We start from the raw sequence: 26,801 nt of genomic DNA on the forward strand, positions 1-26,801 counted from the left end.
AAAGTCGGGAATGGAGAGAAGAACTTGCGATTTAGAACAACAAGACGTCATATAGCAATAATCATGATTATCACATTTATTTTCGGTACAATTAGCGGACTTGTTCCTCCAAATGTATTCGGTGCGGGGAATGACAATTCGCAATACTCGGCGGATCAAATGGCTGCCAGATTTGGAGTCACGTCATCTTTTTTGTCAGAACAATTAAGAAAAGGTTATTCTTTAAACCAGATTTATACGGCGTTATATTCGGCTGAACAAGATCATATTAGCTATGAACAAGCAGCAGCTTCGTTATTTCCTATAGAAGAGAACCAATCACAAACCGTCACAAGTGACGTATACAATAAGCTATCGGATGCTCCACTAGATAACTTGATCTCTCATAATGTTACAGATGATGTTTATCCAACAGATGACCTTGCTTCTACGAACAAAGTCACTGAAGATGTATATAAGACAGATTTCCTGAAACAGAGTCTCGTGGCGAATGTACCGCAGCTTCCACCCATTAGAGAAGAAGCACCAGTATACAATAAAGCTTCTTTTAATGAAGCTCCTTATTCTGTTGGCGACGATAAAGAATCTATATCCACTTTATCAGGCAGCCTATCGCTGCAAAATACAGATTTAACACTGCCTGGACGAAACGGACTGGGCTTTTCTTTGACGCGTCAATATGATACGAATCGGGCTCAATTTTTCGACAAAGGCGCTGAAATCATTGACAACAGTGCTGCTGTGCAGAACTATTATGTCTACTTTAAGGCGATGATGATACCTGTTACCAAGTCGTACAAGGTAGCCTATCAGCAAAAAAGATGGGTACAAGAGGATACAGACGGTGATGGGAATGTTGATGTTAATACCTATAATCTCCAGCCTGAAACCAAAGTTATAGGCACATACACGACTTATGAAGCTGCTAGCAAAGCAGCGAGACAAAAAATAACCTATACTATACCCTCGGAATCAAGAGTAGAAAAGGACTCTGAAACTGGAAAGTGGGAGAAGGCCTTCCCAGACTCAATAAAGTATAGTAAAGATGGATTTACAGGAACTTTAAGCAAAGATGGACAAGCCAGAGTCATCAAGGGATCATATACGGGTCCAAGTTCTAAAAATATATTCTGGGAACAATGTAGTGTCATGAATTCGTACTATTATGATAGTGCGGGTAACGCTTCGCGATATTTTCCAGGTAGCCCGGTATGTGGGGACTCTAAAATGCATTACGACAGGGATTCATATGTAGGGGATTTATCTTTATCATCTATGCTGGTTTATCCAAGATGTCCCATGTACTCTCCTGGTAGAGTAATGTGTACCGAGTCAGGATCAGCGTTTTATTCAGGAACAGTTTTCAATCAGGGAACTGCCGATACCCGAGAATGGAGACAAGATTATAGCGGAACCGTTACGAAGCCCGGTTATACAAGCGATATTGGTTATAGCGAGTGGACAAGTAATGGCAAAGGTGGAAGGACAAGAACAGCCTTTACTATGGAAGGATCACCGCAAATTGAAACGATTGTTTCAGAGGGGCTCGAAACGGCTGTTCGCCGACAGACAATCCCGTTTGAAACCATTTCTGAGGCAGAACACTATAGAGACTTAATTAACAGTAGTCCTCCGACTGTATTTCAGGGTGACGATGGGAATAAATACTATATTGCAGCAGATGCGGATGCTACCATTTTTGCTGAAATTGTAGCCTATCAACCTTCATTTATTTTTCAAAACCGAACTTATCCTGCGCTTGAAGATCAACTGAATCCTCTTGGCAAGGGGTGGTCCTGGAATCTACCTTATGTAGAAACCAAAGAGGGCAAGCAGTACATGCACTTGGGGGATGGCGGCAGCTATGAAATTGAGGGAGATCAGCTTAAAGGTTACGACTGGAAAGGCCTGACTTTCACACCCGATACTTCAGTAACGGTTAGTGGGGAGAACTCAGCTTCTGTATTAACTTCTGTTGATGGAGCGAAAAAACAATATTTCTCCAAAGACGGTCAGTTGCTGCAAATTGAAGATGCCTATCATAATGCCATTAAGTTTAATTATGAACTCAATGCTACGTATAAACGCAAGCTGCTTAGCAAAGTAGAAGATGCAATCGGTAACTCGATTGATATTCAATATACGGCTACAGACGTCACTCTGTCTAAAGGAAACCGCACTGTTGTCTATCGTAAACATACAGAACAAGGCGTTGAATTACTGGATTCCGTGACAGATGCCGAAGGTAGAAAAACCACATATTCATATACATTAGCACCGGCCAAGTTTAATTTGAGTGCTTCGCATCCGGAAAGACAAATATCTAACCCGTACGCTTTATTAACCAAAGTATTTCATCCTACAGGAGCCTCTACTCTGTATACTTACGAGGACCAGCCAGTAAAACGCTATATTGGCTCCAACTCAGTAAACGAGGCATATAGAGCGGTTTCACGTGTAGATCAAATCACTTATCAAAACAATAAAACCGAAAACTATAATCAGGAAACCATTCATTACAATTCTGATATGGGTGAGAGCTATGTGAAAGATACTTCGTTCTCTACCATCACAGACAATGGATTAACTCGTTCAACCTTCAATTATAATAAAAAGTTTATTAGTGCAGACACGCCACCGCAGTATTACCTGGATCAGTCAGTAGTTAAAGCAGGAGATTCTGAAAAGAACACAGCGTATCAGTACGGCAAGCAGGTGACAGGCAAAGCTTATACCGTACCTGTTCCTACCCGTACCTCGTCCAGCAATAATCAAAATGGAGACGTTTTGACAACGACTGCTGAATATGATGATTACGGTAATGTGACAAGCTCAGTGGATGAGAAGGGTTCACAAACGGCGTATACGTATGACGACAAGCATCGGATTAAAACGGTTACTGAACCGATTGACTCCAAAAGCACTGGAGTTACAGAGTACACTCGAAACCCGCAAGGGAAAGTAACGCAGGTTATGGTTTCCAAGGATCATCCCGGGGGTGAATTACTACAAAAAGTAAATTATTCAGGTATAGATGCTTACGGAAATACAACCGTTCAAACTATTGCAAATGGTAACAAATCCGTGACGACAACGACGGAGTATAGCAGTGATGACGATCATGCTTTTCCAACGAAACAAAGTGTAGAGGTTACGAATATAGATGGAGAAAAATCTACAGTTACCATTCAGTCGGATTATGATAAGTTAACTGGTTTAATCACTTCCTCGCTGGATGGAAAAGGTCAAAAAACAGAGTACCAATATGATGCTATTGATCGCGTAAAGGCTGTAACCTATCCGGACGGTAAAAGTATCCGTGTAGCCTATGATGATCTTGAGAACATCGTAACGGTGACGAATGAGCTGGGGATACGAGCAAAAACACGTTACAATGCTTTAGGCTGGAATATCGAGTCAGGGCTGTATGAAGGTAACGATTATGTGATTAAGTCCAAATCAGCTTATGATCCCAACGGCAGATTAGTATCCAGTGAAGATGCGCTTGGACATCTTACGCGCTATAGTTATGACGCTTGGGGCCGTACTACATCAACAGCCTATGCGGACGGTTCAGAAGCTGTAGTAGGATATAATGATGCTCTTCGTCAAGTAACGCAACGAGACGGTGAGTTGAATGAACAAATTCAAACCTACGACAAATGGAACCGATTAGTACAAAACGAAGAAAAATCAGCAATGGATGGTAATCAAAAATTAACTTCCAAAGTGGAGTATGATGCTGTAAACGATCAGATTTTGAGTCAAACCGATGCGAATGGAAACGAGACCCAATTTTCATATAATGCCTTGGGCGATCAGACAGCTGTGACGGAGCCAAACGGCGAAACGACGAAGTACACTTACGATATGCTGGGTAATCTCACTCGGATCACGTATCCGGATGGTCAGGCCAAGGTGAAGTCGTATGATGAATTGGGTAGAGTGATTCAAACCAAAGATGAGAAGGGCCAGATAGAAAAGAGCTATTTTGATACCAACGGGAATTTATCCAAGAAAATAGACCGTAACGGGAATGTCACTTCTTTTGAATACGATAGCCGTAATCGGTTGAAGTCGCGTGTAGGTAAGGATGAAACGGTCAGCTACGTATACGATGCTACGGGCAAGCGGCTGAGCATGACAGATCGAACGGGCACAACCTCCTATGCGTATGATCCGTATACGGAGCAATTAGACACCTTGTCTTACCCGGACGGCCTAAAGCTTTCCAATCAGTATGATTCCAATGGGAATCGAACCGAAATGACTGGGCCATTTGGCGAGCAAGTAAACTACACGTATGATCAATTGAACAGATTGAAGACCGTAGGCAGCACAAAAGATAAGCCCGTTTCAGAATATGCCTACACCAAAAATGGATTGCTGGACTCAACGGTATCTGCAAATGGTTATCGCCAGCAAAACCAATATAACGGGATTCAGTTAGTTGAATTGAAGCACACCCGATCCGATTCGGAGACCAATAGCTTTCAATATAGCTACGATCCTGGTAAAAATATCACCAAACGTACTCAAAATGGTGTAGAGGATGCCTTTACGTACGATAAGCTGAATCGGATTACGACTTCGAGCGAAAATCAGGATGCATATTCGTATGATGCCAGAGGTAACCGTCTTACGATGGAAACAGAGAGAGAGCCTCATACGAAGCCGAGGGAGAATAGCTTCGACGATCAGAACCGATTGACTCAAGTCAAGATCGACGGAAAGAGCGTAGAGTACCGATACAACGGGGATGGATTACTGACAGACCGTATACAGGATGGCGTTCAAACCCGATACTACTACGATGGAAACAGTGCCCAAATCATAGCAGAAGCTACGATTGAAAATGGGAAACCTGTTTTAAAAGCCAATTATATTCGAGGTCTAAAATTAGAGGCCATAGCATATGCAGATCTAACGGAAGCCTATCCCGTCTACAATGGTCATGGAGATATTATCGAAATCAGGGATTCCTCCGGAGCCTTGCTGAATCAATATCAATATGATATTTGGGGTAATGAAGAGGTCAAGGAGGAAAAAGTCCACAATCCATTCCGTTACTCTGGTGAATTGTGGGATGATACAACGGAATTACAATACCTGCGCGCCAGATGGTATGATCCTGATAGTGGAAGATTTATCAATGAGGATACGTATGAAGGAGATATCGATAGTTCTCTGAGTTTGAATTTGTATACGTATGTGTTAAATAACCCACTTAAATATGGCGATCCAACAGGCCATCTTCCACAATTTGGAGATACAGCCTATGGTATTTATGCACATAGATCCTTACAGTTCATATTTAAATTTGTTAACTATGTAACAGGAAAACAAGTAGCGTATACAGAACAGACTATTAGATTAACTAATGGGAAGATCGGGTATGCTGATTTTATCTTGAAAACAGGAGAGAATGCTTATGAAGTTTGTGAATTAAAGCCAGTATCTTGGAGTAAGGAAAAGAGTCTAGCATTGCACGCATCGGGTAGAAAACAATTGCAAAATTATATTGATGGTATTAATGTGAATGGTTTCAAAGGAAAAAGAAGCTTTGCTTATATAGGTAATAAATGGAATCCGAATGGGCTTTCTATCCCAAGTCCATATAATTCAAAAAAGGAAATCACCTACTATACTTATCCAAATGATCAGGGGATGATATATTATGGTGAGAGAAATCGTAGGGACAAAAATTTGGATGAACGAGTTCCAGTTACAAGAACGGTTTGGGATAAAATCAAAGACTTCTTTTCTGCTGATTATTACCCTGAAGGTGTTCCATTGCCTAATGGTATGCCAGGTCCGAGTGGTAGCTCGTCACATGGAGGAGGAGGAGGATTTCTCCCTGTTCCACGGATGCGTGTGCCAATTATTCTGTAAGGAGAATGTTGCATGAAAATATCCATGATTATTAAACAAACTATAGGTAAGAAATTGGCTACTTTAAATTTTGTTTATGAGCATTTAAACAATACTTGGTTTTTTACAAGAGTAGTCAATGGATTTAAGGAAACAATCCAAATCGATAAAAGTTATTGGACGGAGAATGCAATACGCATTACTTTTATGACTGAATCCGAATCAGTTAATAGTTTTTTTTTCATTGATGGATCAAAGATGGAGAAATTTCATTACTATGAGGATGAAGAGTCATTACGAGATATATTTATCACCCTAGAAAAGATTATTGATCAGTTTGCTTTAAAATGGTTTGAAGAGAATGTACCTAAAGATACGCTTCCTCCTGCTAACTTTTTAGATAAAGGATGGTTTGAGAAGCTACAGAAATTTGTCGAGGTAAATAATCTAAACTTTAAAGATGAAAATTCATTAAAAACCATCGAAGCTTTGCTAAGTTCAGAACCGACGGAGGAAAACGTTCTATTATCAAGCTATTTCTTAGGAGAATTTTTTATCCATACGTTAGATGGTGAGTGGTACTACGATCAAAATTATGGTCCTTCTATTAAAAATATAGGTGGAATTAGTAATTTTAATAGAGAGCCATATCAAATCTCTAACAGTTTTGCTTCTAATCCTCAAAATAATTCAATTATTAATCACTATCAGGCCATTGCTGGAACTGTAAAGAATCTTCAAGGTAATAGGAAATAATCAAATTAAATTGAGAGCAAATACATGTTCCGATTTTTTATTCGGTCCAAGATGATTCTTTAATAGTGAGTTTGCACTCCAACCACATGGATAAATTCTGTGTGGTTTTTCTTTTCTAAGGGTTTAAGAGGAGTTGGGAAACTGTATCGATTATATAAATTTATATAGGATAAAAAAGGTTTAAATGAGAAAAATATATAAATGAACTATGGATTTATGCAATCACCTTTCGACATGAAAGAATACTCAGAAATGAACAAAAATGAAGCGAAAGAACATTTTAATTGGTTTAAACAACAAATACCTTCGCGTTTAGAGCACCTTGGCGCATTTTCACAGATACATCTGGATTTATAGTGATCGTTCGCTCATAGATATTTGAGAATGGTATCTAGGGAGTGTACAGATTCAAAGTAAAAGTGCTTCGGAATTAGAAGAGGAGCATTCAGAAACCGAAGAATGGTTGAAGAGCTATATATGAGAATAAACTCGACACAAAATCTCAAGCTTTTACACTGGATATTTCCATTTATCTAGGAGAGGTTGTAAAAAGTAATCATAGTGGGTTGGATTGGGGCATTGTTTTTAAACCAAAGTCTTATATTAGCGTTAATCGCCCTGTTATTGTTGGATTCAGGAAAAAAGATATGGATGTGATCAGGATTGTATCGAATAAAATGTACGCAATTTTAAAAGGGCAACGTAACCCTAATGCATTATTTGATATTTATCATACGTGGGAAGAGTTTATTTGAAATCGCTGATAGGAAGGGATTATGATCTTCGAACCTAATTTGAGTGGGAAGATCGTTAAAAATTTGAATATTATATAAAGAACAGAGAGCCGTTAAGCATGTTAACGGCTCTCTTCGTCGTCTTCTGGCAAGTATTCGATCAGTTCACCAGGGAGTACGCCAAGGGTTCTACAAAGTGTGTTCAAGGTTGGAAAGTCAATTCGGGCGTTTGCGTTGGAGGCCAAAGCTTTAACTGTATTCCTATTAATTCCCGTAATAGAAACAATATCTTTCTGTTCGAGTCCACGGTCCTTCATAATTTTATCAAGAGAAAATCTAATCACAACAATTCCTCCAAAAGTAATCAAGTAAACTAGTTGACATGTATAGAATAGAAGTGTATATTTGTAAATAAGTAATCTAGTTAACAAGATTATAAGTAAACTAAGTTGATCCCTTCATAGTATCAAAATGCTTTAAAATTAGCAACAGTTACTATTTTGATAATCCTAAACAAATAAATGCGTGAGGAGGGGGAAATAAACGGAAGGGATCTAGTCTGTATCATCCTCTACATACTCGATAACATCTTGAACATGGCAGTGTAGAGCCTTACAAATTTTATCTAGCGTATCAAATTTCACACCGTCTGTTTCTTCGTTGTAAAGTTTGGTGATTCCGTTTCTATGTAATCCAGTCATGCGGGAAAGCTCGGCAATATTTATTCGTTTTTCGCCCATAATACGGGAAAGATGAATCTTTATCATATTTTCCTCCAGCTAAATGCATTCTATAGTGTTAAAAAGAAACATCAAAGTATTGACAATAAACACTATTGGATGTATTCTGAAAACAACAAAAATAACACTGTAATGTGCATTAGGTTTATTGAAATGTTATTTGTGAACGTCGTAGTAATATGCTTATCGTACCAAAACGTTTTACAATTAGCAATTAATTATCGTTCAACCACCTAGTTTGAAAAACTACCTGTAGAAGAAAGTATATTGGCAAATAAGAAACTTTGAACAAAGGAATGGAGCGAGGATGTATGACAGAATCAGTAATGGGATTGGAGCGGGTCTCAATGGTGCAGGGGCCGTATGATTTCCCTCATATGTATGAGATATGCGAAGGGGTTCTTTATGACCATCAATACTTCTTTTACCTCGAAAATGGCATACTGTGTTTGCGCCATGTGAAGAAGGTGGAGCAATCATATCATACGCATCTTTACCTGGATGGAGAGAGCGGAGGTCTGCAACTGGCAGCGGGTGTACAAGGGGAAGTTATGCAAGTTGTCACGGAGATCATCGAACGCTTATGCGCCAAGGATGGACTGACATTTTTATTCGATGAACTGCTGTGGCTACATGGTAGGGGACCCATTGAATTAAACCTTTTCAATAAGAAGGATGAAGTGACCCCAAGTGGCAGACAACTTACTACAAAATAAATGACCCTTATGCTCTATATCATGGAACTTACCGAATAGAAAACAGCTTATGATTTCAGTGAATGTACCAGTTGTTGACTGATGAAAATGAGCGGATTCCGAATCCATATGGTCAATTCCAGCATCGCGGCATCGGCAGAAGGACTAAAGCCCCAATCACCTCCGAATAAAATGTTTTGCTGCTGCTCTAATATAGGTGACTGAGGTTCTTCCAAGCCATATTGTTCTTTGAGTCTCTCTTTAGTTTCATGATCTATGACAAGGTTATTCTGTGCAAAGGTACAGCTGACAGGAACGCTTAACTGTATTAAAAGAAGTAATGCTGCGGGTATTAACACTTTTTTGCTTTGCATGGTTAACTCCTATGATCTCCGTTTTTGACCTCTTAACTTTTGTATCTACCATAATGTACGTGCTTGTGGAGCATTTGAGGGGAGCTATGGTGAAGCCACCTCTGCACTGGATATGGAGACAGAAGTGGCAATTCAACTTAGGACTCTTTTAATCTGCCTATAAAGATTCCTGAAGGACGTTAGAAGAAGTGCCGTAATCAGCATAACGGGGGAGCACAATAGTGTAATATATTCCTACAATAACGGTACAGATCCCGACTAATAAAAATAAGACTTCAATTGAAATAAATGAAGGAAAGCTTACAGCAATGAAACCTAATGTAAGAGACTGGGACAGCATCATTAACGGATTAATTAAACCTTGCACACGTCCCATCATTTGAGGATCTACAATACAAGGCAGCCATCCTCCTATGCCAATATTGATGAACGGAAGTACCAGTGCAATGGCGAAGTTGATAATCAAAAATACATAGAGGTGATTAACAAATCCAAGTGTGCATATACCAATTCCGGCTACCAGAACTCCCGCTGCAATCATTTGGTGTAACTTTAGCTTGGTGGAGATAAGAGAAGCGATTAAGGTGCCAAGCAACACACCTGACCCAAAAATAATACCTGCCCATACCATATACTGCTCATAGTTGCCTGGAGCTAGCTTATATTTAAGAATAAACATCGGTAAAACGCTAAATCCACCATTTAAAATACCGAACATAAAAAAGCCTGAAACCAACCAAATCAATAGTCTGTTGCGTAATATGTAAAGAAACCCTTGTTTAAAGTCATGCATGACCAGTTTAAATTTTAATTGCTTAAATTGATGTGCCCCGTTTGGAAGGCGTACTTCCTTTTGAATTTTGCAGGAACGGATAAGCAGTGCAGACACAATAAAAGAAACAGCATCAATTAGGATGGCTCCAGTAATTCCAAAATGCCAGTAAACGACGGCCCCCAGAGTTCCTCCAAACAACATGAAAAGACTCCCCATCATTTGATTGAGGCCTGCGGCAATGGTGTAATCATCTTTGTTTAAGATTCCCTGTATAATGGCACTTTCGGCTGGGAAAAAAAATTTGGAAGCAGCACTACGGATGAAGAGGCAGGCAAATATCAAAGGAATCGAATCAACCCAAACAAAAATAAGCAAACATAAGGATAAAAAAGCGCTGATCCAATCACAATTAACAGCAATTTTTTGTCGGTCCATCCGATCTGCAAGTACTCCAACTACGAGAAATACTGCCAGCATCGGGAGCGAATACATTAACTCGGCAAGCGTTGCATAGTATGGCTGATTCGTAAACCGTTTCAACAAATAAAACATGAATGCAGTAACCCCAATAATTCCTCCCATTTGTGAGGCGAACGTTGCCAGAAAAAGCCTGACATAATTCTTGTTTCTGAGTACTTGTTTTAATCCAGTCACAGTTCCATCCCTTTCGCTTTCAAAGCGGTTTTTAGATGCCTAATTAAAATAATAGTGAAAAGTAGGAATTTTGTACAGAAAAGTGACTTTAATGTCATATTAAAATTTGAGTTTGCATCGTATCGGACCATCTGTCTTTTAAATTCTGCTATTAACGATAAACATAGTAGGGTGGACTGGGGAGTTGTTTTTAAACTCATTTGGCGTAGTATGAGGTGCAACATAAACTAAATAACCAGCCGTCGGTTGATATCCGACGACTGGCTGGTTAACTTGCCAGGTGTTTGATTCCTGACTCACAAATGGGGGGCAGTCTCTAATCTAAATTAACCCAAATCCTCGCCATTCGTAGCAATCACTTTTTTATACCAGTCGAAACTTTTCTTTTTTTTGCGGTTAAGGGTTCCGTGGCCTTCGTCGTCCTGATCCACATAAATAAATCCGTAGCGTTTGGACATTTCTGAAGTGGATGCACTGATGATATCAATTGCTCCCCAACTGGTATAGCCAATCACTTCAACGCCATCCAGAATAGCTTCTTTTAGTTGTTCAATATGCTGTCTAAAATAGTCAATCCGGTAATCATCTATAATGGAGCCGTCTTCTTCGACAGTATCCTTGGCTCCCAGCCCGTTTTCTACCACAAACAAAGGCAATTGATAGCGATCATACAATTCTTTCAAAACCGTTCTCAAGCCAATCGGGTCCAACTGCCAGCCCCATTCCGTCACCTTCAGATTTGGATTTTTGACGGTACTGTACAGGTTACCTCCAGTAACTCCATACTTCTCCGGCTTTGTAGTGGAGACGAGGGATGTATAATAGCTGAAGGAAATAAAATCGACAGTATTTTCTTTCAAAATCTGATCGTCTTCTGCTTCTTTTACGATATGAATTTGATGATCCTCAAAATAACGCTTGATGATTGGCGGGTAGCTACCGCGTACCTGGACATCGGTGTGAAGCAGGTTCATCTGGTTGTCGATCTGAGCTTGCTGTACATCTTCCGGGCTGCTTGTAGCAGGATAATGGATCATTCTGGCCAACATACAGCCGATTTGGAAGGCCGGATTGATTTCACGTGCTCTTTTGGTTACCAGGCTGCTGGCAACAAACTGATGATGTAATGCTTGATAGGACGCTTGCAACAGGTTTTCTTCCTTGTCCCCGACAATTCCGCCGCCTGTGAACGGTTCAATAAGGGTTGTATTGATTTCATTGAACGTCAGCCAGTATTTTACTTTATCCTGATATCGGTTCATAACGGTCTCGGCATACTTCACAAAGAACGAAATGACCTTTCTGTTTTTCCATCCGCCATAATTCAATACCAGCGTCATCGGCATTTCATAATGCGATAGAGTAACCAGAGGTTCAATATCGTATTTACGTAGCTCTTCAAAAACATTGTCATAAAATTGTAGGCCAGCCTCATTTGGCTCCTGATCGTCTCCATTAGGGAAAATGCGGCTCCAGTTAATGGAAAGACGGAATGTTTTGAAGCCCATCTCAGCAAATAACGCAATATCTTCTCTAAAATGATGATAAAAATCAATTCCATAACGCTTCGGATAACCCTCGGCTGTTTTTGTTTCCATGGCCTCTGCAATCGTTTCACTGGATACGTGCATGAGGGCACTAAGATTGGCATAATCTTTTTTCTTATAATAAGGAACCATATCTGCGGTAGACAAGCCTTTGCCGTCTGCGTCAAATGCGCCCTCAGCTTGATTGGCGGCGATAGCGCCTCCCCATAGAAAGTTCTCGGGAAATACTTGTGCTTTACTCATAAGTGTGTGCTCCTTTATCGTTTTTTAGATTTCTACCTTCAGTACGGGTTCCTTCATGATGATATCCCCCAGCTTGATTGGAAAAACAGATTGATAATCGCTTGTATTGGTGACAACCATGGCTGTTGTGATATCATATTCTTTTGCGATATGCTCCAGATCAAACGTGAGCAGCTTATCGCCTGCTTGAACTACATCACCAGCCTGAACATGAGCCTCAAAAAACTGCCCGCGAAGCTTAACAGTATTGATTCCCACATGGATGAGCAGCTCTGCACCGTCGTTGCTGCGAATAACCATGGCGTGCTTCGTTTTGAACACATTCAGCACGGTGCCGCTTACAGGTGAGGATAATTCGCCAATGGCAGGAACAAAGGCCACGCCTTTACCCATCAATTCGTCACCAAATGTCGGATCATTCACTTCCTTTAGTAGAATCGACCGACCTGTCATGGGAGCATAAATTGTCTCATTCGAAGCGGGAATATTTACATCTTCCTGTACCTCATTAGAGGAATCCGTTGAGCTGTCACGGTTTGCTGGAGAGACGGCCGTTTCGCTCGTGGTTTGCACAGCTTCGTCGTTCTGTTCTTCGTTAATCCCCATCAGTATAGCTGCGATTGTGGCTACAACGAATGCGATGACCATACCGCCAAATGCATACCAGAACGTCGGTCCAATCAGGGCAGGCAGCCCCGGAATCCCACCGTTGCCCGCCAGTACATAGGCATTCGCACCAAAGGCAAGGGAGAAGCCGCCACCTGCGGCACTACCGATCATACCTGCTACAAAAGGCCGTTTATATCTCATATTAACCCCATACATAGCAGGCTCGGTGACACCCATAAGTGCTGTTAGGCTTGTAGAAAATGCTACAGATTTCAGCTTCTTATCTTTGGCACGGAAGAATACCCCCATGGTTGCTCCTGACCCATATTGGAGATGTACGTTAGCGGCAGAAACTTGTCGAAACCCAGTTTTACCAAATTGCCGATTATGACTGGGACGAGTGCATAGTGCATGCCTGTCATAACGATCAACGCCATAGCTCCACCCAAAATAATACCTGCGAACAAGCCGCCTTCGGAAATCAGCCAATTAATACCTCCTGACAATCCATTACCGATCAGAGTACTCAGCGGTCCAATAGCGATCAATGTAACCGGAACGACAATGAGCATCGTAATCAATAGGACAAGCAATAGCTTAAAAGAAGAAGGAATGATACGGTCTACGCCTTTTTCGATATAAGACATCAGCCAAATGGCCAGAAGTATAGGGATAACGGAGGACGCATAGGTAACGGCAGTAACCGGAATACCGATAAAAGAAACAGCTTGACCACTCGATAATAACGTTCCCATGTCCGGGTACATGAGTGCTGCACTGACGGCAACGGCGACATAAGGGTTACAACCGAATTTTCGGGCAGCACTCACAGTAATAAGCAGCGGCAGAAAATAAAAGACTCCGTCTCCGATCGCTGAGATAATTCGATACGTATCCGTGCCCGCTGTAAGCCAGCCCACGGATACGAGCAAAGCAATCAAACCTTTGAGCAAACCTGCACCCGCAATGGCAGGCAAAATAGGAGCAAATACACCTGCAATGAACTCAAATAATCTGGAGATAACATTTTGTTTCTTTTTTTCAGAAGTTTTTTTTCGCTGGAGTCACTCTTTAAAAAAGGATATAGCTGCGCCATGGCATTGAATACTGTGGCTACTTCATTGCCGATAATGACCTGAAATTGATCACCAGATATATTTGTGCCCATAACCTTATCCAGCTTCTTTAATTCATCCAGATTTACCTTGTCGTTATCCTTGAGATCGAAGCGCAAGCGTGTAACACAATGGTATACAGAGTTAATATTGTCTTTTCCGCCAACGTAATCCACAATTTTTTTGGCAGTTTCCTGCTGACCCATCTTGAATTTCCCCATTTTTAGGCAAAAAAATACCCGAATGAGCAGACCCACGTATCGTGAGCCTTTTCATTCAGGTTTTGCCTGATTTAACAGTGACAAGCCTTAAAATATTTATTTTCTTTTGATGAGACGCTCCAAATGCAGTGTCAGGTACAACTGCTCAGAATGCGTCATGGTATACTCGTAATTCTTTTGAATAAATCTTTCGATTTTACCAATGCATTTAAAAGTGTCTGCATAATTTTTCTTCACGACTTCATACAAATATTCTTCTGCATCATCATGGCTCGAATGCGTAATAACGCGCTGGCAGAAATATTTGAGGTGTGTAATAAAACGGAAGTAATTCACGCTGTCCTCATCAAATTCCACATTAAAATGATATTTAATAATGTTCATGATCTCCTGAAGCAACTGCATCATATGAGTGACATCATTCATCGAATCATTAATTTCAGCATTCACGAAATGAAGGGCAATATTGCAAATCTCTTCCTTAGGGAATTCAATACCCAAACGTTCGCGCAAAAGCGTCAACGATTCTTTGGTAGCGTCATACTCAGCCTTATAAAAATGCTGAATCTCCCATGACAGTGGATTGCGTACAATCATGTCATGCTCCATACGCTGTATGGCAAAATGAATATCACCGTACTGACGATATTATTGTTAAAAATTTGTTTAATTATCACATCGAATCCCCCATTTTGAGGAATAAAAAAAAGGCAAAACCACAACAGAAATAAACATCATCATTTCCGTTGTGGTTTTGCCCGCATTACCGGTAACAAATCTCACGGATAAGTTATCATGATCTGAAAACGTTGTCAACTTTTTTGTGATTAGAAATGAACCCCCCTTTCGTTGACAGAGATCCGTTGTTTGAGCTATTTGATCAACTGCGAGATTTTTAGAAAATAAATATGGAAGGCATATGACAACTTGAATAGATTACTCTAAGTCTCTTTACAGGATTTTATGGTCATCTTATAATGGAAAATAACAACATCGGTTTACATACAATGGTTATATCGGGGTATGGCGCAGTCAGGTAGCGCGCGCCCTTGGGGTGGGCGAGGTCGTGGGTTCGAATCCCGCTACTCCGATTCTATCCAAAATGTCCTGCTGACGCAGATTTTGCGCCTGCCGGATATTTTTTTGTTTATTGGATCTTTCCAGCGGTTGGAAGCCTGTTCATTAATGAGTATTTACAGAAATGGGGAAAAGCATGCTACGTCGTTTTTTGGAATATTATCGACCGTATCGGTCTTTATTTCTTTTGGATTTTTCGTGCGCGGTCTTTGCTGCGTTGCTGGAGCTAGGATTTCCACTCGCCGTGAATTATGTAGTGGACGACTTATTGCCGCAAAATAACTTAGAGCTGATTCTGTGGGCCTGCGCGGGCTTGCTGGCGATCTATGCGGTAAACACGGTGATGCAGTACATCATTAACTATTGGGGCCATATGCTGGGCGTTAATATTGAAACGGCGATGCGGCGGAAGCTGTTTGAGCATATGCAAAAAATGTCCTTCCGATTTTTTGATAACAACAAGACAGGCAGTCTGATGTCACGGATTACGAATGATTTGATGGAGATTGGCGAAATGGCCCATCACGGGCCGGAGGACTTGTTCATTGCGATTATGACGCTGATTGGGGCATTTGTGCTGATGAGCTCGATTCACTGGAAGCTCGCGCTGCTGATTTTTGCAGTGATTCCGGTGCTGATCTGGTTGTCCATTTATTTTAACAAAAAGATGACCAAGGCCTTCGACACGATGTATACGAGCATGGGAGATTTTAATGCCCGCGTGGAAAATACGATTGGCGGTATCCGTGTAGTGCAAGCCTTTGGTAACGAGCAATTTGAAAAGGTGCGCTTTGACAAGGACAACAACCGTTTTCGGGGTGCAAAGCTGATGGCTTATAAAATCATGTCCAACGGACTGTCGATGAGCTATATGCTGACCCGCATGGTTACGCTGTTTGTGCTGATTTTTGGAGCATATTATGTCATTCGTGGAGAATTGTCGTATGGACAGTTTATCGGATTTATTTTGCTGTCTAATGTATTTTTCCGTCCGATAGATAAAATCAATGCAATTATCGAAAGCTATCCGAAAGGCATTGCAGGCTTCAAGCGCTATACAGATCTGCTGGATACCAACCCGGATGTGGCAGATGCACCGGATGCACGTGCAGTGGAGCATTTGAGAGGAGATATTCGCTATAGCGATATTTCCTTTGGATATGAAGGCAAGGACAAGGTACTCAAAGGAATTGATCTCAACATCCAGGCTGGAGAAACGGTTGCTTTTGTAGGTCCATCAGGGGCGGGGAAAACGACGATTTGCAGCTTGCTTCCCCGTTTTTACGATGTGGAGGGTGGTGCGATTACCATTGATGGTATGGATATCCGCAGTATGACGCTAATTTCACTACGCCGACAGATTGGAATTGTACAGCAGGATGTGTTCCTGTTCTCTGGCACTATTCGTGAAAATATAGTGTATGGCAAGCTGGATGCCAAGGAAGATGAAATATGGGAGGCTGCGCTGCGTGCGCAGCTACATGATTTTATCCGTTCTCAGCCAGAAGGAATGGATACGGTGATCGGTGAAAGGGGTGTGAAGCTGTCTGGAGGTCAAAAGCAGCGACTGGCGATTGCACGGATGTTTTTGAAAAATCCGCCGATTCTCATTTTGGATGAAGCGACTTCAGCGCTGGATACGGAGACAGAGGCTGCGATTCAGCAATCGCTGGCAGAACTGTCTGCCGGACGGACGACACTGGTCATTGCTCACCGACTGGCGACGATCAAAAATGCCAACCGTATTATCGTAGTGACGGAAAAAGGCATTACCGAGCAGGGAAGACATGAGGAGCTGGTTGCGGCGGGTGGAGTGTACAGTCGTCTGCACACTGCCCAATTCGGTTCCTGATACTATGATTTGTACGATAAAAGCGCCAAGGCTGGGGGACAAACCAGTCTCTGGCGCTTGTTTTCATACGAAATAACCTGATTGATCTAATTTATGCATTGGTATGTTGAGAAAAAGGAAATGCTCATCGACGGAAAAGTTTATACAATGGAAGAAGGATAGGAATTGTGAAATTCGACTTTTGATGAAGGATTTCATATAATGTGAGCATATTGTGAACAACTTAAATTGAGAATTTTGCGAAAACTGAAATGAAAATGATTTCCGTCCAGCTATGAATTTCAAAATTTGACGGAGGGAACGAGATGACAATGGAAGAGAGCAGCAGACAGGTACCTTGGCAGAGTTATTATGGACCTAATTTAGGTTATGTGCAGGACCAGTATGAAAAGTATGTAGCGGACCCCGGAACAGTTGATCCGGCTTACCGCGAGCTGTTTGATCAATGGGGTGAGCCGCCGCAATCCGAATACTCGGCTGCTTCCATGATAGACTACAAATTGCAAGGCCCCCCGGCAAATGCTCAGGGACATCTTGACTCGAACACATTACAGAAAGCGGTTACAGCTGGGAAAATGGTGTGGAACATCCGTGAATACGGACATTTGGCTGCACAAATAGACCCACTGGGACTGGATGCCGAGCAGGATACACGCTTGCTTGATCCGGCATCCTACGGTTTAACTGAACAGGACCTAAAGGCTTTTCCGGCCTCTTTAATATGGGATAACGCTCCCGCTGGAACACTTAACGGCTGGGAAGCCATCCAACGCTTGCGTGTGGCATACACAGGCCCGATTGCCTATGAATTTAGTCACATTCATAACGAGGAGGAACGCCGCTGGCTGAACAGCTACGCTGAATCCGGCTGGTCCTCCAAACCACTCACCACACAGGAACGCAAGGCGTTGCTAGGCAGACTGGTAGAGGTGGAGCAGTTCGAAGAGTTTTTGCATAAAACGTTTGTCGGACAGAAACGTTTTTCCATCGAAGGTAATGATGTCCTCGTACCAGTACTCGACGAGATTATCCGTCTTACGACGAATGCAGGTGCAAGCCACGTGTTGATGGGGATGGCGCATCGTGGTCGTCTGAATGTACTGGCCCACGTACTGGGCAAGCCTTACAGCAAAATTTTCTCTGAATTTCATCATTCTCCGAATAAGGATCTGATTCCGTCGGAAGGCTCGACAGGGATTAATTATGGCTGGACCGGAGATGTAAAATATCATCTGGGTGCCAATCGTTTTGTAAAGGATGGGGAAGCGGTACAGGCCCGTCTGACATTGGCGAATAACCCGAGTCATCTGGAATACGTGAACCCGGTCGTGCAGGGCTTTTCCCGCGCAGCACAGGAAGATCGCAGTGAGGCAGGCTATCCGAAGCTGGATGTCAGCAAGGCGGCAACCATTATCATGCATGGCGATGCGGCTTTTCCAGGTGAAGGCATCGTGGCGGAATCACTTAATTTCACGAATTTACGCGGCTTCCGTAATGGCGGCTCGGTTCATATTATTGTTAACAATCGTCTGGGCTTTACAACAGAAAGCGTGGATTCACGTTCGACCCGCTATGCAAGCGATCTGGCCAAAGGCTACGAAATTCCGATCGTACACGTGAACGCGGACAATCCCGAGGCGTGCATTGCAGCAGCTCGAATGGCTGGCGAATATCGCAACCGTTTCAAGAAGGATTTCCTGATTGATCTGATTGGCTACCGCCGTTACGGTCATAATGAATCCGATGATCCGGAAACAACGCAACCGCTGGTATACAGCAAGGTGAAAAACCATCCAACGGTTAGCAAATTGTACGCTCAAAAACTGATTAAGCAAGGAATCGTGGATGAAGCGTTTAATGCTGGACTTATCGAAAAGGTACAAAATCGACTCAAGGAAGCGCATGAGCATGTGAAGAATAACCCGGAAGAGGAGCCTGCAATTGCTCCTTCCAAGGCAAAACGGGGTCAGGATTCTGTGGTTCGTACGGCTGTAGAGTTGAAAAAGCTGCGTCAGATCAATGAAAACCTGCTGAAATGGCCAAAAGCCTTCCAGGTATATCCGAAGCTGGATCGTATTTTACAGCGTAGAAAAACGGCTCTGAACGAAGGTGAAAAGGTGGATTGGAGCTTGGCGGAAACGCTCGCTCTGGCTACGATTCTGGCAGATGGCAAACCGATCCGTATGACGGGTCAAGATGCGGAGCGGGCAACGTTTGCTCACCGTAACCTCGTGTTGCACGAGCCTGAAACGGGCAATACGCATTGTCCTTTGCACACATTGCCGGAAGCACGTGCTTCGTTCAGTATTCATAATAGCCCGTTGTCTGAGGCGTCTGTCCTTGGCTTTGAGTATGGCTATAACGTGTACTCTCCTGAAACGTTAGTGATTTGGGAAGCGCAATTCGGTGATTTTGCCAACTGTGCGCAGGTTATTTTCGATCAGTTCATTTCCGCTGGCCGTGCCAAATGGAGACAGAAATCCAGTCTGGTAATGCTGTTGCCGCATGGTAGTGAAGGGCAAGGACCGGAGCATACAAGTGCACGTCTGGAACGATTCCTCCAACTGTCTGCACAAAATAACTGGACTGTAGCTAACTTGAGCAGTGCCTCGCAGTATTTCCATCTGCTGCGCCGTCAGGCTGCATTAAGCGAGAGTGAGGAAGCTCGTCCGCTTGTGATGATGTCGCCGAAGAGTCTCATTCGTAATAACCGTGTGGCTTCGCCTGCTTCCGAATTCAGCGAAGGAACATTCCGTCCCGTGCTGGAGCAGCCCGGATTGGGTGCGCGCCCGGATCGTGTAGAACGGATTGTACTATGCAGTGGCAAGATTGCCATTGATCTGGAAGAAGCGTTGGAGAAGGACAAGGCTGAAGCGGAGGACCGTCTGCACATTATTCGTGTCGAGCAGTTGTATCCTTTCCCAGAAGAGGAAATTCGGAATATTTTCAGCCGTTTCCAGCATGTTAAGGAATTCGTATGGGCACAGGAAGAACCGAAAAACATGGGTGCCTGGAGTTACATTGAGCCTCGTTTGCGGAATGTTGTGCCGCAAGGAGCGGAAATCCGCTATGCAGGCAGACCGGATCGTTCCAGCCCAGCGAGCGGTTATCAGCAAGTACACAGCCTAGAGCAGCAGCGAATTATTCAATCAGCGTTGAAGCAGGATTCCAAAAACAATATTACACTGGGGAGGTAGCGGCTGTGAGCGATATTTTAGTGCCAGCAATGGGAGAATCCATCACGGAAGGAACAATCTCCAAATGGCTTGTGAAGGAAGGGGATTCCATAGGACAGGGGGATGTTCTACTGGAGCTGGAAACTGATAAGGTCAATCTGGAAATTAGCGCAGAAGAAGCGGGCGTAGTCCAGAAAATCCTTCGACAGGAAGGGGAAACGGTGGTTATCGGTGAAGCTGTAGGCTTGATCGGAAGCGGCAGTGGGAGCGTTAGCGCAGGATCATCCGGTGCCGGAGAAGCAGCAGCGACCAAAGCGCCGGAGGCACCGCCTGTAGCCACTTCGCCTGCTTCCACAGCAGGCGATGGCAAATCAGCAGCGGAACAGGCCGCACAGCCTATTCCGTCCCACGGTGACGGGAACGGTCAGACGGCATCTCCCTCTGCCCGGAAGCTGGCGCGTGAGCGCGGAATTGATCTGGAGCAGGTACAGGGGAAGGACCCGCTTGGACGCGTGTTCCAGGAGGACGTTAAAACGCATGGGAACAGCGCCGATGTTTCGCGTGCTGCATCACCTGCACCTGCTTCTCCCGCTGCGAATAAACCTGCTGCGTCTCCGTCTCAGACAGAGTACAGCAAGCCGGTAGAACGTCAGCGCATGTCCCGCCGCAGAGCGACCATTGCCAAACGTCTCGTTGAGGCACAGCAAACGGCCGCTATGCTTACGACCTTTAATGAAGTGGATATGACCGCCATCCTTGATGTTCGCAAACGCCGCAAAGATAAGTTCAAGGAGAAGCACGATGTTGGGCTGGGCTTTATGTCCTTCTTTACGAAGGCAGTGGTCGGTGCGCTCAAGCGTTTCCCTACTGTAAATGCGGAAATTAACGGCGATGATATCGTACTGAAAAAATACTATGATATCGGGATTGCTGTATCTGCGAAGGAAGGGCTGGTTGTACCCGTTGTACGGGATGCTGATCGTCTCGGCTTTGCCGAAATCGAGAAAAGCATTGCAGATTTGGCTGGCAAAGCACGTTCCAATTCGCTTTCTCTGGCGGATCTGCAAGGTGGAACCTTTACCATTACCAACGGAGGTATTTTCGGTTCCTTGCTGTCTACGCCGATCCTGAATTCACCGCAAGTGGGTATTTTGGGAATGCATAAAATCCAGCTTCGCCCGATTGCCATTGACGAGGAACGTATGGAAAATCGTCCGATGATGTATATCGCGTTGTCCTACGATCACCGGATTATTGATGGCAGCGAAGCGGTTCGCTTCCTGGTAACGGTCAAAGAATTGCTGGAAGATCCGGAATCACTGTTGCTGGAAGGATAAATAGATCAACAGTTGTATCCAATCTTTACGTATATGAAAAAGCAGGCTCTTGCGGGTCTGCTTTTTTTCATGCATAGTTATAACATAAGATTACAGGTAGTAGGATACTCAGATGCAGAGAAGGGTGGGGAACTGTTTTGGATCATGATTTGCGCTACCCGATTGGGCCATTCGTCGTTCCGGATACCATTACAGAAGAACAGCTTCTGGCATGGACTCACGATATTGCTGAACTGCCTTCTCAGCTTCGTCAGGCGGTCGAAGGGCTGGACGAACAACAGTTGAACACGCCTTATCGCGAAGGAGGCTGGACGGTTCGGCAGGTTGTCCATCATTTGGCAGACAGCCATATGAACGGTTATATTCGCTTCAAGCTAGCGCTAACAGAGGATACACCCACGATTAAGCCATATGATGAGGGGCGTTGGGCCGAAATACCGGATGCAAGGGAGCTTCCGCTGGAGCCTTCTCTGCAATTGCTGGAAGGGCTGCATGAACGGTGGGTGGTTGTGTTGCGTTCGCTGGGGGATGATCAATTACACCGAACGTTTATCCATCCGGAATCGGGTCAGACGATCCGCCTGGAACGAAACATTGGCATCTATGCCTGGCACGGCAAACATCATATAGCTCATATTACTTCCCTAAGAGAACGGAATACATGGTAATCTCCTAATAAGCTGAACTGAAAAGTTACTTGTGGTGTCACGACGCAGACAAAGAAATAAAAAGAAACCTTTAAACTCACTTTAACCGTGGTTTTGAAGGTTTCTTTTTATTAAGAGCTATTTATGAAGATGCCTCAGAGCCTCCAGACATAACAGAAACGGAGGTCGCTGCTGTGTTAATATGGCGATCCAGCCAATCAACGATATCGGTCATGACCTCATGGCGATTCGTTTCATGCAGCATCTCATGTCGGCCGTCAGGATAGAGACGATATTCTACATCCTGAAGCTTCAGACTCCGGTACATATCCACCAGCGTTAGAACACCTTTACCGAACAACCCCACCGGATCACGATCCCCGGCAAAAATATAGATTGGCAGCTTGGGATTGATTTTTTCGAGTGAGGAGGGCCAATGAATTTCCTGCAAAAGCCGGAAAAAATCTAGAAAAAAGCCTGTCGTGCAGATGGCACCGCATAACGGATCATGTACGAATTGGTCTACTTCATCGGGATCGCGGGATAACCAGTCGAACGCTGTACGCACCGGACGAAAGGCTCGATTAAATCCGCCGAAGACCATAGCGTTGAGCAGTATGCTGCGGTGATCCATTCCTTGCAGTTTGGCTTGCAGCAGGGCAACTTGTTCTCCAAGTTTCAGCAGGCCACGCCGTCCGTTCGTTCCCGATAAAATAAATCCGTGATACTGTTGCTTATCATCATACATGATTTTCTGGGTTAAAAAGGATCCCATACTGTGACCGAGCAAAAAACGAGGCTGATCTGGAAACTCCTTGGCCGCAATTTCGCCCAGATCCAGCATACCGCTTGCCATTCGTTGGAATGCATTCGCCCCTGGCATGCCAAGCTTATCAGAATCACCGGCGGTACGTCCGTGGCCGATATGATCGTTGGCATATACACCATAGCCGGAAGCTGTAAGCTTCTCAGCCAAGCGAATATAGCGGTAGGATGTCTCGCACATCCCGTGCGAAATCTGAACGATTCCCCGCACGGGCGTATGCTGATCCGGTAGCCAGCGGTAGGCAAAAAGCTCCGTTCCGTCATTTTCAGCGATGGTGAAGGTATATTCCCGCATAAGTTAGACAACACACCCTTTAAGCTTTAAGGAAGATAAGATCTAAGGACAGTCATTCCGTCATTCAGCGTGTAACCACCCAGATTAGCGGGGAGCAGGAAGCAATCTCCAGCTTTGCAGGAGAGAGACGACGAATGATTGTCCCACGTTAATGTACCACTGCCTTCGCAAATCACGAGAATGGTAAAGCTGTCATCGGTTGTGGAAAGCGCCCAGCTTCCCTCTACGATACCCTTTTCCACGACAAAATACTCACAGGCTGCGAGTTGAAGCCATTCACCCGGCTGTAAACCACCTGTCTTCATTGTTGTTGCACCAGCCCCCTCGTAAGAGGTCACATTGAGGGAATCCTCGATATGCAGCTCACGGGGCTTGCCATCCAGACCAGGACGGTTGTAGTCATATAACCGATAGGTGGTATCTGAATTTTGCTGAATTTCAGCAACAACAACGCCTGCACACAACGCATGTACGGTTCCAGCAGGGATGAAGAATGTGTCGCCTGCCTCAACAGGAACCTGACGCAAGCTACCCAGGATGTCTCCGCTTTCAAGGGCGGTACGCAGGCTGTCCCGGGTCACGCCCTCGGTCAAACCGTAAATAATTTTGGCATCCGGCTTGGCATCAAGCACGTACCACATTTCGGTTTTTCCCAGCTCTCCGGCTGGAAGTCCTGCATAATCGTCTGTCGGATGCACTTGCACGGACAGATCGTCATTGCAATCCAGCAGCTTGATCAGAAGCGGAAAACGTCCGCCTTTTTCCGATACACCCTTGGCCCCGAGCCAGTCCTGCCCGTAGGTTTCGCGAATTTCATCCAGCCCCTTGCCAGCCAGCTGGCCATTGATGACCGTTGTGGTTCCATTTGGATGATCGGCAATCATCCATCCTTCCCCAATATGCCCTTCCGGCGGGGTTAAACCGAATTGCTCCAAGGCTCGTCCTCCCCAAACTCTCTCTTTGAACTCAGGTTGAAATTGCAGCGGGTATGGCTTTAGCATAATTTCTCTCCTCCATAATGAGTAATGAGTGCGACCAGAAACATGCCGCTGGGGCAATAAAACTGGGGTGAATAGCCCGTACGACGCTCAAAAAAAGATATATGTAAGGCGGCTAAAAAAGCCGCTCATAACCTGAATATGCGAATTTAAAAATGCGACATTATTTCTTTTCAACCGCCACTACGTAAGGCGAAGCAGCTCGTTGTAATTGGCGGTAAATAATGCTTTGACCACTGGATACCGGGAGGGTGGAGGCCCATTGAAGGACAGCTTCGGCTTCCTCGCCGCCTCCAGCGTGTCCCGGATACAGTATGGCGGTCAGAATACCGCGCGGACGCAGCAGATACAGTGCCGCATCAAGAGCGGCGAGTGTACTGTCGGTATGCGTGATAACAGATGGATCAGCGCCTTCGGAGGGCAAGTAGCCGAGATTAAACATGACCGCAGCGACTTTGCCATGCAGTTTGTTGGGAACGGCTTCCCGCATCTGCTCATGACCTTGCAGCAATAGCGATACCTCCGCCAGTGAGAGGGATTCGTCTTTGTCCAGCCGACGACGAGCGAGCTGCAAAGCCTCCTGCTGGATATCGAAGCCATAGACACGTCCCCGTCTTCCGGCAGCCTTAGCCAGGAACAGCGTATCCGCTCCGGTGCCAACTGTGGCATCTATAGCCGTATCGCCCGGCTGGACTCGCGCAGCTACCAATTGATGAGCGTAGCTCAGTACAGACAGGAAGCCCATTTAAGGCTGCCTCCAATACTTACCTTGCCACGTTTCCCGTGATTTTAGTTCATCGTCAATGGCGTTGAGTACTTCCCATTTTTTGAGCGACCACATCGGACCCATCAGCAAATCCCGTGGTGCATCCCCGGTCAACCGATGAACGATCATTTCGGGCGGCAAAAATTCCAGCGTATCGACGATCAGCTTGACGTATTCATCTTTTTCCAGAAAGCGAAGCAATCCGGCTTCATACTGCTTGACCATCGGCGTTTTGCGCATGAGATGCAACAGGTGGATTTTGATGCCCTGCACATCCATAGCCGCCACTGCACGACCTGTGTCCAGCATCATTTCATGCGTTTCCTGCGGCAGTCCGTAAATGATGTGCGCGCATACGCGGATATTGCGCTTGCGCAGCTTTTCCACCGCTTCCAGATAGCATTGAGTGTCATGGGCGCGGTTAATCAGCTCCGAGGTGGATTCATGGACGGTTTGCAGGCCCATTTCGATCCACAGGTATGTGCGCTTGTTCAGCTCGGCAAGGTAATCCACTACATCGTCAGGCAGGCAATCGGGACGTGTAGCGATGGACAGACCAACAACGCCGGGCTGCTCCAGAATGACCTCGAAGTATTCGCGTAGCTCCTCAACCGGGGCATACGTATTCGTATAGGCTTGAAAATAGCCGATATATTGGGCGTTTGGCCATTTTAGATGCTGTCGGTCCCGAATCGTATTGAATTGGGTGACGAGATCGTCCCGGCGGCGTCCGGCAAAATCACCAGATCCCCGTGCGCTGCAAAAGGTGCAGCCTCCTTTGGCAATGGAACCATCCCGGTTCGGACAGGTAAAGCCTGCATCCAGCATGACTTTGAACACTTTATTTTGAAATTGCTCGCGCATTTCGTAATTCCACGTATGGAACCGTTTATCTCCCCACAGGAGAGAAGCAGGCAACAAATCTGTTTTCATGGGTGTACTCCTTTTTTTTGCGATCACCCTATTGTAACAAAAATCAGTCGGAATTGGGAATCACTTGAGAGCGAAAGGCAAGAGAAAGTGCGGATTTTATTGGATTCAGGATTGAAAAAGGTTACACCATGTGTTATATTGTAAGCGGTACCAGACATAATATAAAAGGACTGTTTTCGATCCTGAAAATAAAAGTTAACCATCGGCTAATGATTATTTTTCAGGGCAGCTATGCTGCTTCTATCGCCTGCTTTAGGGTAAATGCACGTCGGTTCCATCACTAATAACCCGTGAGGTGATCTTTTATGAATACGCAGGATAAAACGCGTATGGATAAAGTTACTGTTGAGTTAACCTTTGACGAGGCATTGGCGCTGACTGGTGTCCGTTTTGGGCAAGACCGCCAGATTGGAACGGCCGCACGTCAAAAAATCAGAGCCGCTTGCCAAAAGACGATTGATTTTTCACCTGCTGATGGGGTAGACTATGAACAATTAAATTAGTTGGACCCCAATCCAAATATATTGAAAAAGGAATTTCATTTCCGTATCTTCAAGCGGG

17 protein-coding genes, 1 tRNA gene and 2 pseudogenes are annotated in these 26,801 nt (G+C 44.4%); 9 read left to right on the forward strand and 11 right to left on the reverse strand.

Annotated features, from left to right (window positions below):
• Window positions 1–63 precede the first annotated feature (63 nt).
• Both ABIA61_RS13005 and ABIA61_RS13010 read left to right on the forward strand, forming a co-directional pair.
• Window positions 64–5,892 (forward strand): RHS repeat-associated core domain-containing protein, encoded by a 5,829-nt coding sequence (locus tag ABIA61_RS13005; protein WP_404580822.1) that lies wholly within the window; start codon window positions 64–66, stop codon window positions 5,890–5,892.
• Between the two features lie 12 nt (window positions 5,893–5,904).
• Window positions 5,905–6,627 (forward strand): hypothetical protein, encoded by a 723-nt coding sequence (locus ABIA61_RS13010; protein WP_283655195.1) that lies wholly within the window; start codon window positions 5,905–5,907, stop codon window positions 6,625–6,627.
• A gap of 856 nt (window positions 6,628–7,483) precedes the next feature.
• Here ABIA61_RS13010 and ABIA61_RS13015 read toward each other — a convergent pair.
• Both ABIA61_RS13015 and ABIA61_RS13020 read right to left on the reverse strand, forming a co-directional pair.
• A complete protein-coding gene (locus ABIA61_RS13015; RefSeq protein ID WP_010349271.1) occupies window positions 7,484–7,705 on the reverse strand; it encodes a helix-turn-helix domain-containing protein in 222 nt (73 codons plus the stop codon).
• Between the two features lie 210 nt (window positions 7,706–7,915).
• A complete protein-coding gene (locus ABIA61_RS13020; RefSeq protein WP_283655196.1) occupies window positions 7,916–8,128 on the reverse strand; it encodes a helix-turn-helix domain-containing protein in 213 nt (70 codons plus the stop codon).
• Between the two features lie 284 nt (window positions 8,129–8,412).
• On the opposite strand from ABIA61_RS13020, the gene ABIA61_RS13025 reads away from it, so the two are divergent.
• Complete coding sequence (locus ABIA61_RS13025; protein ID WP_283655197.1) at window positions 8,413–8,817, forward strand: hypothetical protein; 405 nt, start codon at window positions 8,413–8,415, stop codon at window positions 8,815–8,817.
• 47 nt (window positions 8,818–8,864) lie between these two features.
• Here ABIA61_RS13025 and ABIA61_RS13030 read toward each other — a convergent pair whose 3' ends face one another.
• From ABIA61_RS13030 to ABIA61_RS13050, 5 genes and pseudogenes are all read right to left on the reverse strand, one after another.
• Complete coding sequence (locus ABIA61_RS13030; RefSeq protein ID WP_283655198.1) at window positions 8,865–9,170, reverse strand: hypothetical protein; 306 nt, start codon at window positions 9,168–9,170, stop codon at window positions 8,865–8,867.
• Between the two features lie 157 nt (window positions 9,171–9,327).
• Entirely contained in the window at window positions 9,328–10,599 is a 1,272-nt protein-coding gene (locus ABIA61_RS13035; protein ID WP_404580823.1) for an MFS transporter, read from the reverse strand.
• A 326-nt stretch (window positions 10,600–10,925) separates the two neighbouring features.
• Window positions 10,926–12,389: a glycoside hydrolase family 1 protein gene (locus tag ABIA61_RS13040; protein ID WP_404580016.1), complete on the reverse strand. Its 1,464-nt coding sequence runs from the start codon at window positions 12,387–12,389 to the stop codon at window positions 10,926–10,928.
• A gap of 24 nt (window positions 12,390–12,413) precedes the next feature.
• Window positions 12,414–14,319 (reverse strand): annotated as a pseudogene (locus tag ABIA61_RS13045) (beta-glucoside-specific PTS transporter subunit IIABC).
• A 111-nt stretch (window positions 14,320–14,430) separates the two neighbouring features.
• Window positions 14,431–14,964: pseudogene (locus tag ABIA61_RS13050) on the reverse strand (PRD domain-containing protein); the annotation flags it as partial.
• A 387-nt stretch (window positions 14,965–15,351) separates the two neighbouring features.
• Between ABIA61_RS13050 and ABIA61_RS13055 the strand changes: the two are divergent.
• The 5 genes from ABIA61_RS13055 (at window position 15,352) to ABIA61_RS13075 (ending at window position 22,444) form a co-directional block, all read left to right on the forward strand.
• Window positions 15,352–15,425: transfer RNA gene (locus ABIA61_RS13055), tRNA-Pro, on the forward strand.
• A 122-nt stretch (window positions 15,426–15,547) separates the two neighbouring features.
• On the forward strand, window positions 15,548–17,263 hold the full coding sequence (locus tag ABIA61_RS13060) for an ABC transporter ATP-binding protein (protein ID WP_342417129.1): 1,716 nt from the start codon (window positions 15,548–15,550) through the stop codon (window positions 17,261–17,263).
• A gap of 305 nt (window positions 17,264–17,568) precedes the next feature.
• The gene (locus tag ABIA61_RS13065; RefSeq protein ID WP_404580824.1) at window positions 17,569–20,460 is read left to right on the forward strand and encodes a 2-oxoglutarate dehydrogenase E1 component; all 2,892 of its coding nucleotides are present in this window, start codon (window positions 17,569–17,571) and stop codon (window positions 20,458–20,460) included.
• A 5-nt stretch (window positions 20,461–20,465) separates the two neighbouring features.
• A complete protein-coding gene (gene odhB / locus ABIA61_RS13070; RefSeq protein ID WP_283655205.1) occupies window positions 20,466–21,776 on the forward strand; it encodes a 2-oxoglutarate dehydrogenase complex dihydrolipoyllysine-residue succinyltransferase in 1,311 nt (436 codons plus the stop codon).
• A 137-nt stretch (window positions 21,777–21,913) separates the two neighbouring features.
• A complete protein-coding gene (locus ABIA61_RS13075; protein ID WP_283655206.1) occupies window positions 21,914–22,444 on the forward strand; it encodes a YfiT family bacillithiol transferase in 531 nt (176 codons plus the stop codon).
• A gap of 121 nt (window positions 22,445–22,565) precedes the next feature.
• Here ABIA61_RS13075 and ABIA61_RS13080 read toward each other — a convergent pair whose 3' ends face one another.
• From ABIA61_RS13080 to mnmL, 4 genes are all read right to left on the reverse strand, one after another.
• Window positions 22,566–23,543, reverse strand: a complete 978-nt coding sequence (locus ABIA61_RS13080) for an alpha/beta fold hydrolase (RefSeq protein WP_283655207.1) — start codon at window positions 23,541–23,543, stop codon at window positions 22,566–22,568.
• A 26-nt stretch (window positions 23,544–23,569) separates the two neighbouring features.
• Window positions 23,570–24,544, reverse strand: coding sequence for a type I phosphomannose isomerase catalytic subunit (locus ABIA61_RS13085; RefSeq protein ID WP_283655208.1), 975 nt, complete (start codon window positions 24,542–24,544; stop codon window positions 23,570–23,572).
• Between the two features lie 160 nt (window positions 24,545–24,704).
• Window positions 24,705–25,286, reverse strand: coding sequence for a tRNA 5-(aminomethyl)-2-thiouridylate-methyltransferase MnmM (gene mnmM, locus ABIA61_RS13090; protein WP_404519998.1), 582 nt, complete (start codon window positions 25,284–25,286; stop codon window positions 24,705–24,707).
• Window positions 25,287–26,240, reverse strand: a complete 954-nt coding sequence (gene mnmL, locus ABIA61_RS13095) for a tRNA modification radical SAM protein MnmL/YtqA (RefSeq protein WP_404520000.1) — start codon at window positions 26,238–26,240, stop codon at window positions 25,287–25,289. It lies immediately after the preceding gene.
• Window positions 26,241–26,545: 305 nt separating this feature from the next.
• Between mnmL and ABIA61_RS13100 the strand changes: the two genes are divergently transcribed.
• On the forward strand, window positions 26,546–26,743 hold the full coding sequence (locus tag ABIA61_RS13100) for a hypothetical protein (RefSeq protein WP_013370066.1): 198 nt from the start codon (window positions 26,546–26,548) through the stop codon (window positions 26,741–26,743).
• Window positions 26,744–26,801: the final 58 nt, after the last annotated feature.

The organism is Paenibacillus sp. RC21, from assembly GCF_044907935.1.
In the GTDB taxonomy this organism is placed as follows: Bacteria; Bacillota; Bacilli; order Paenibacillales; family Paenibacillaceae; genus Paenibacillus; species Paenibacillus terrae_A.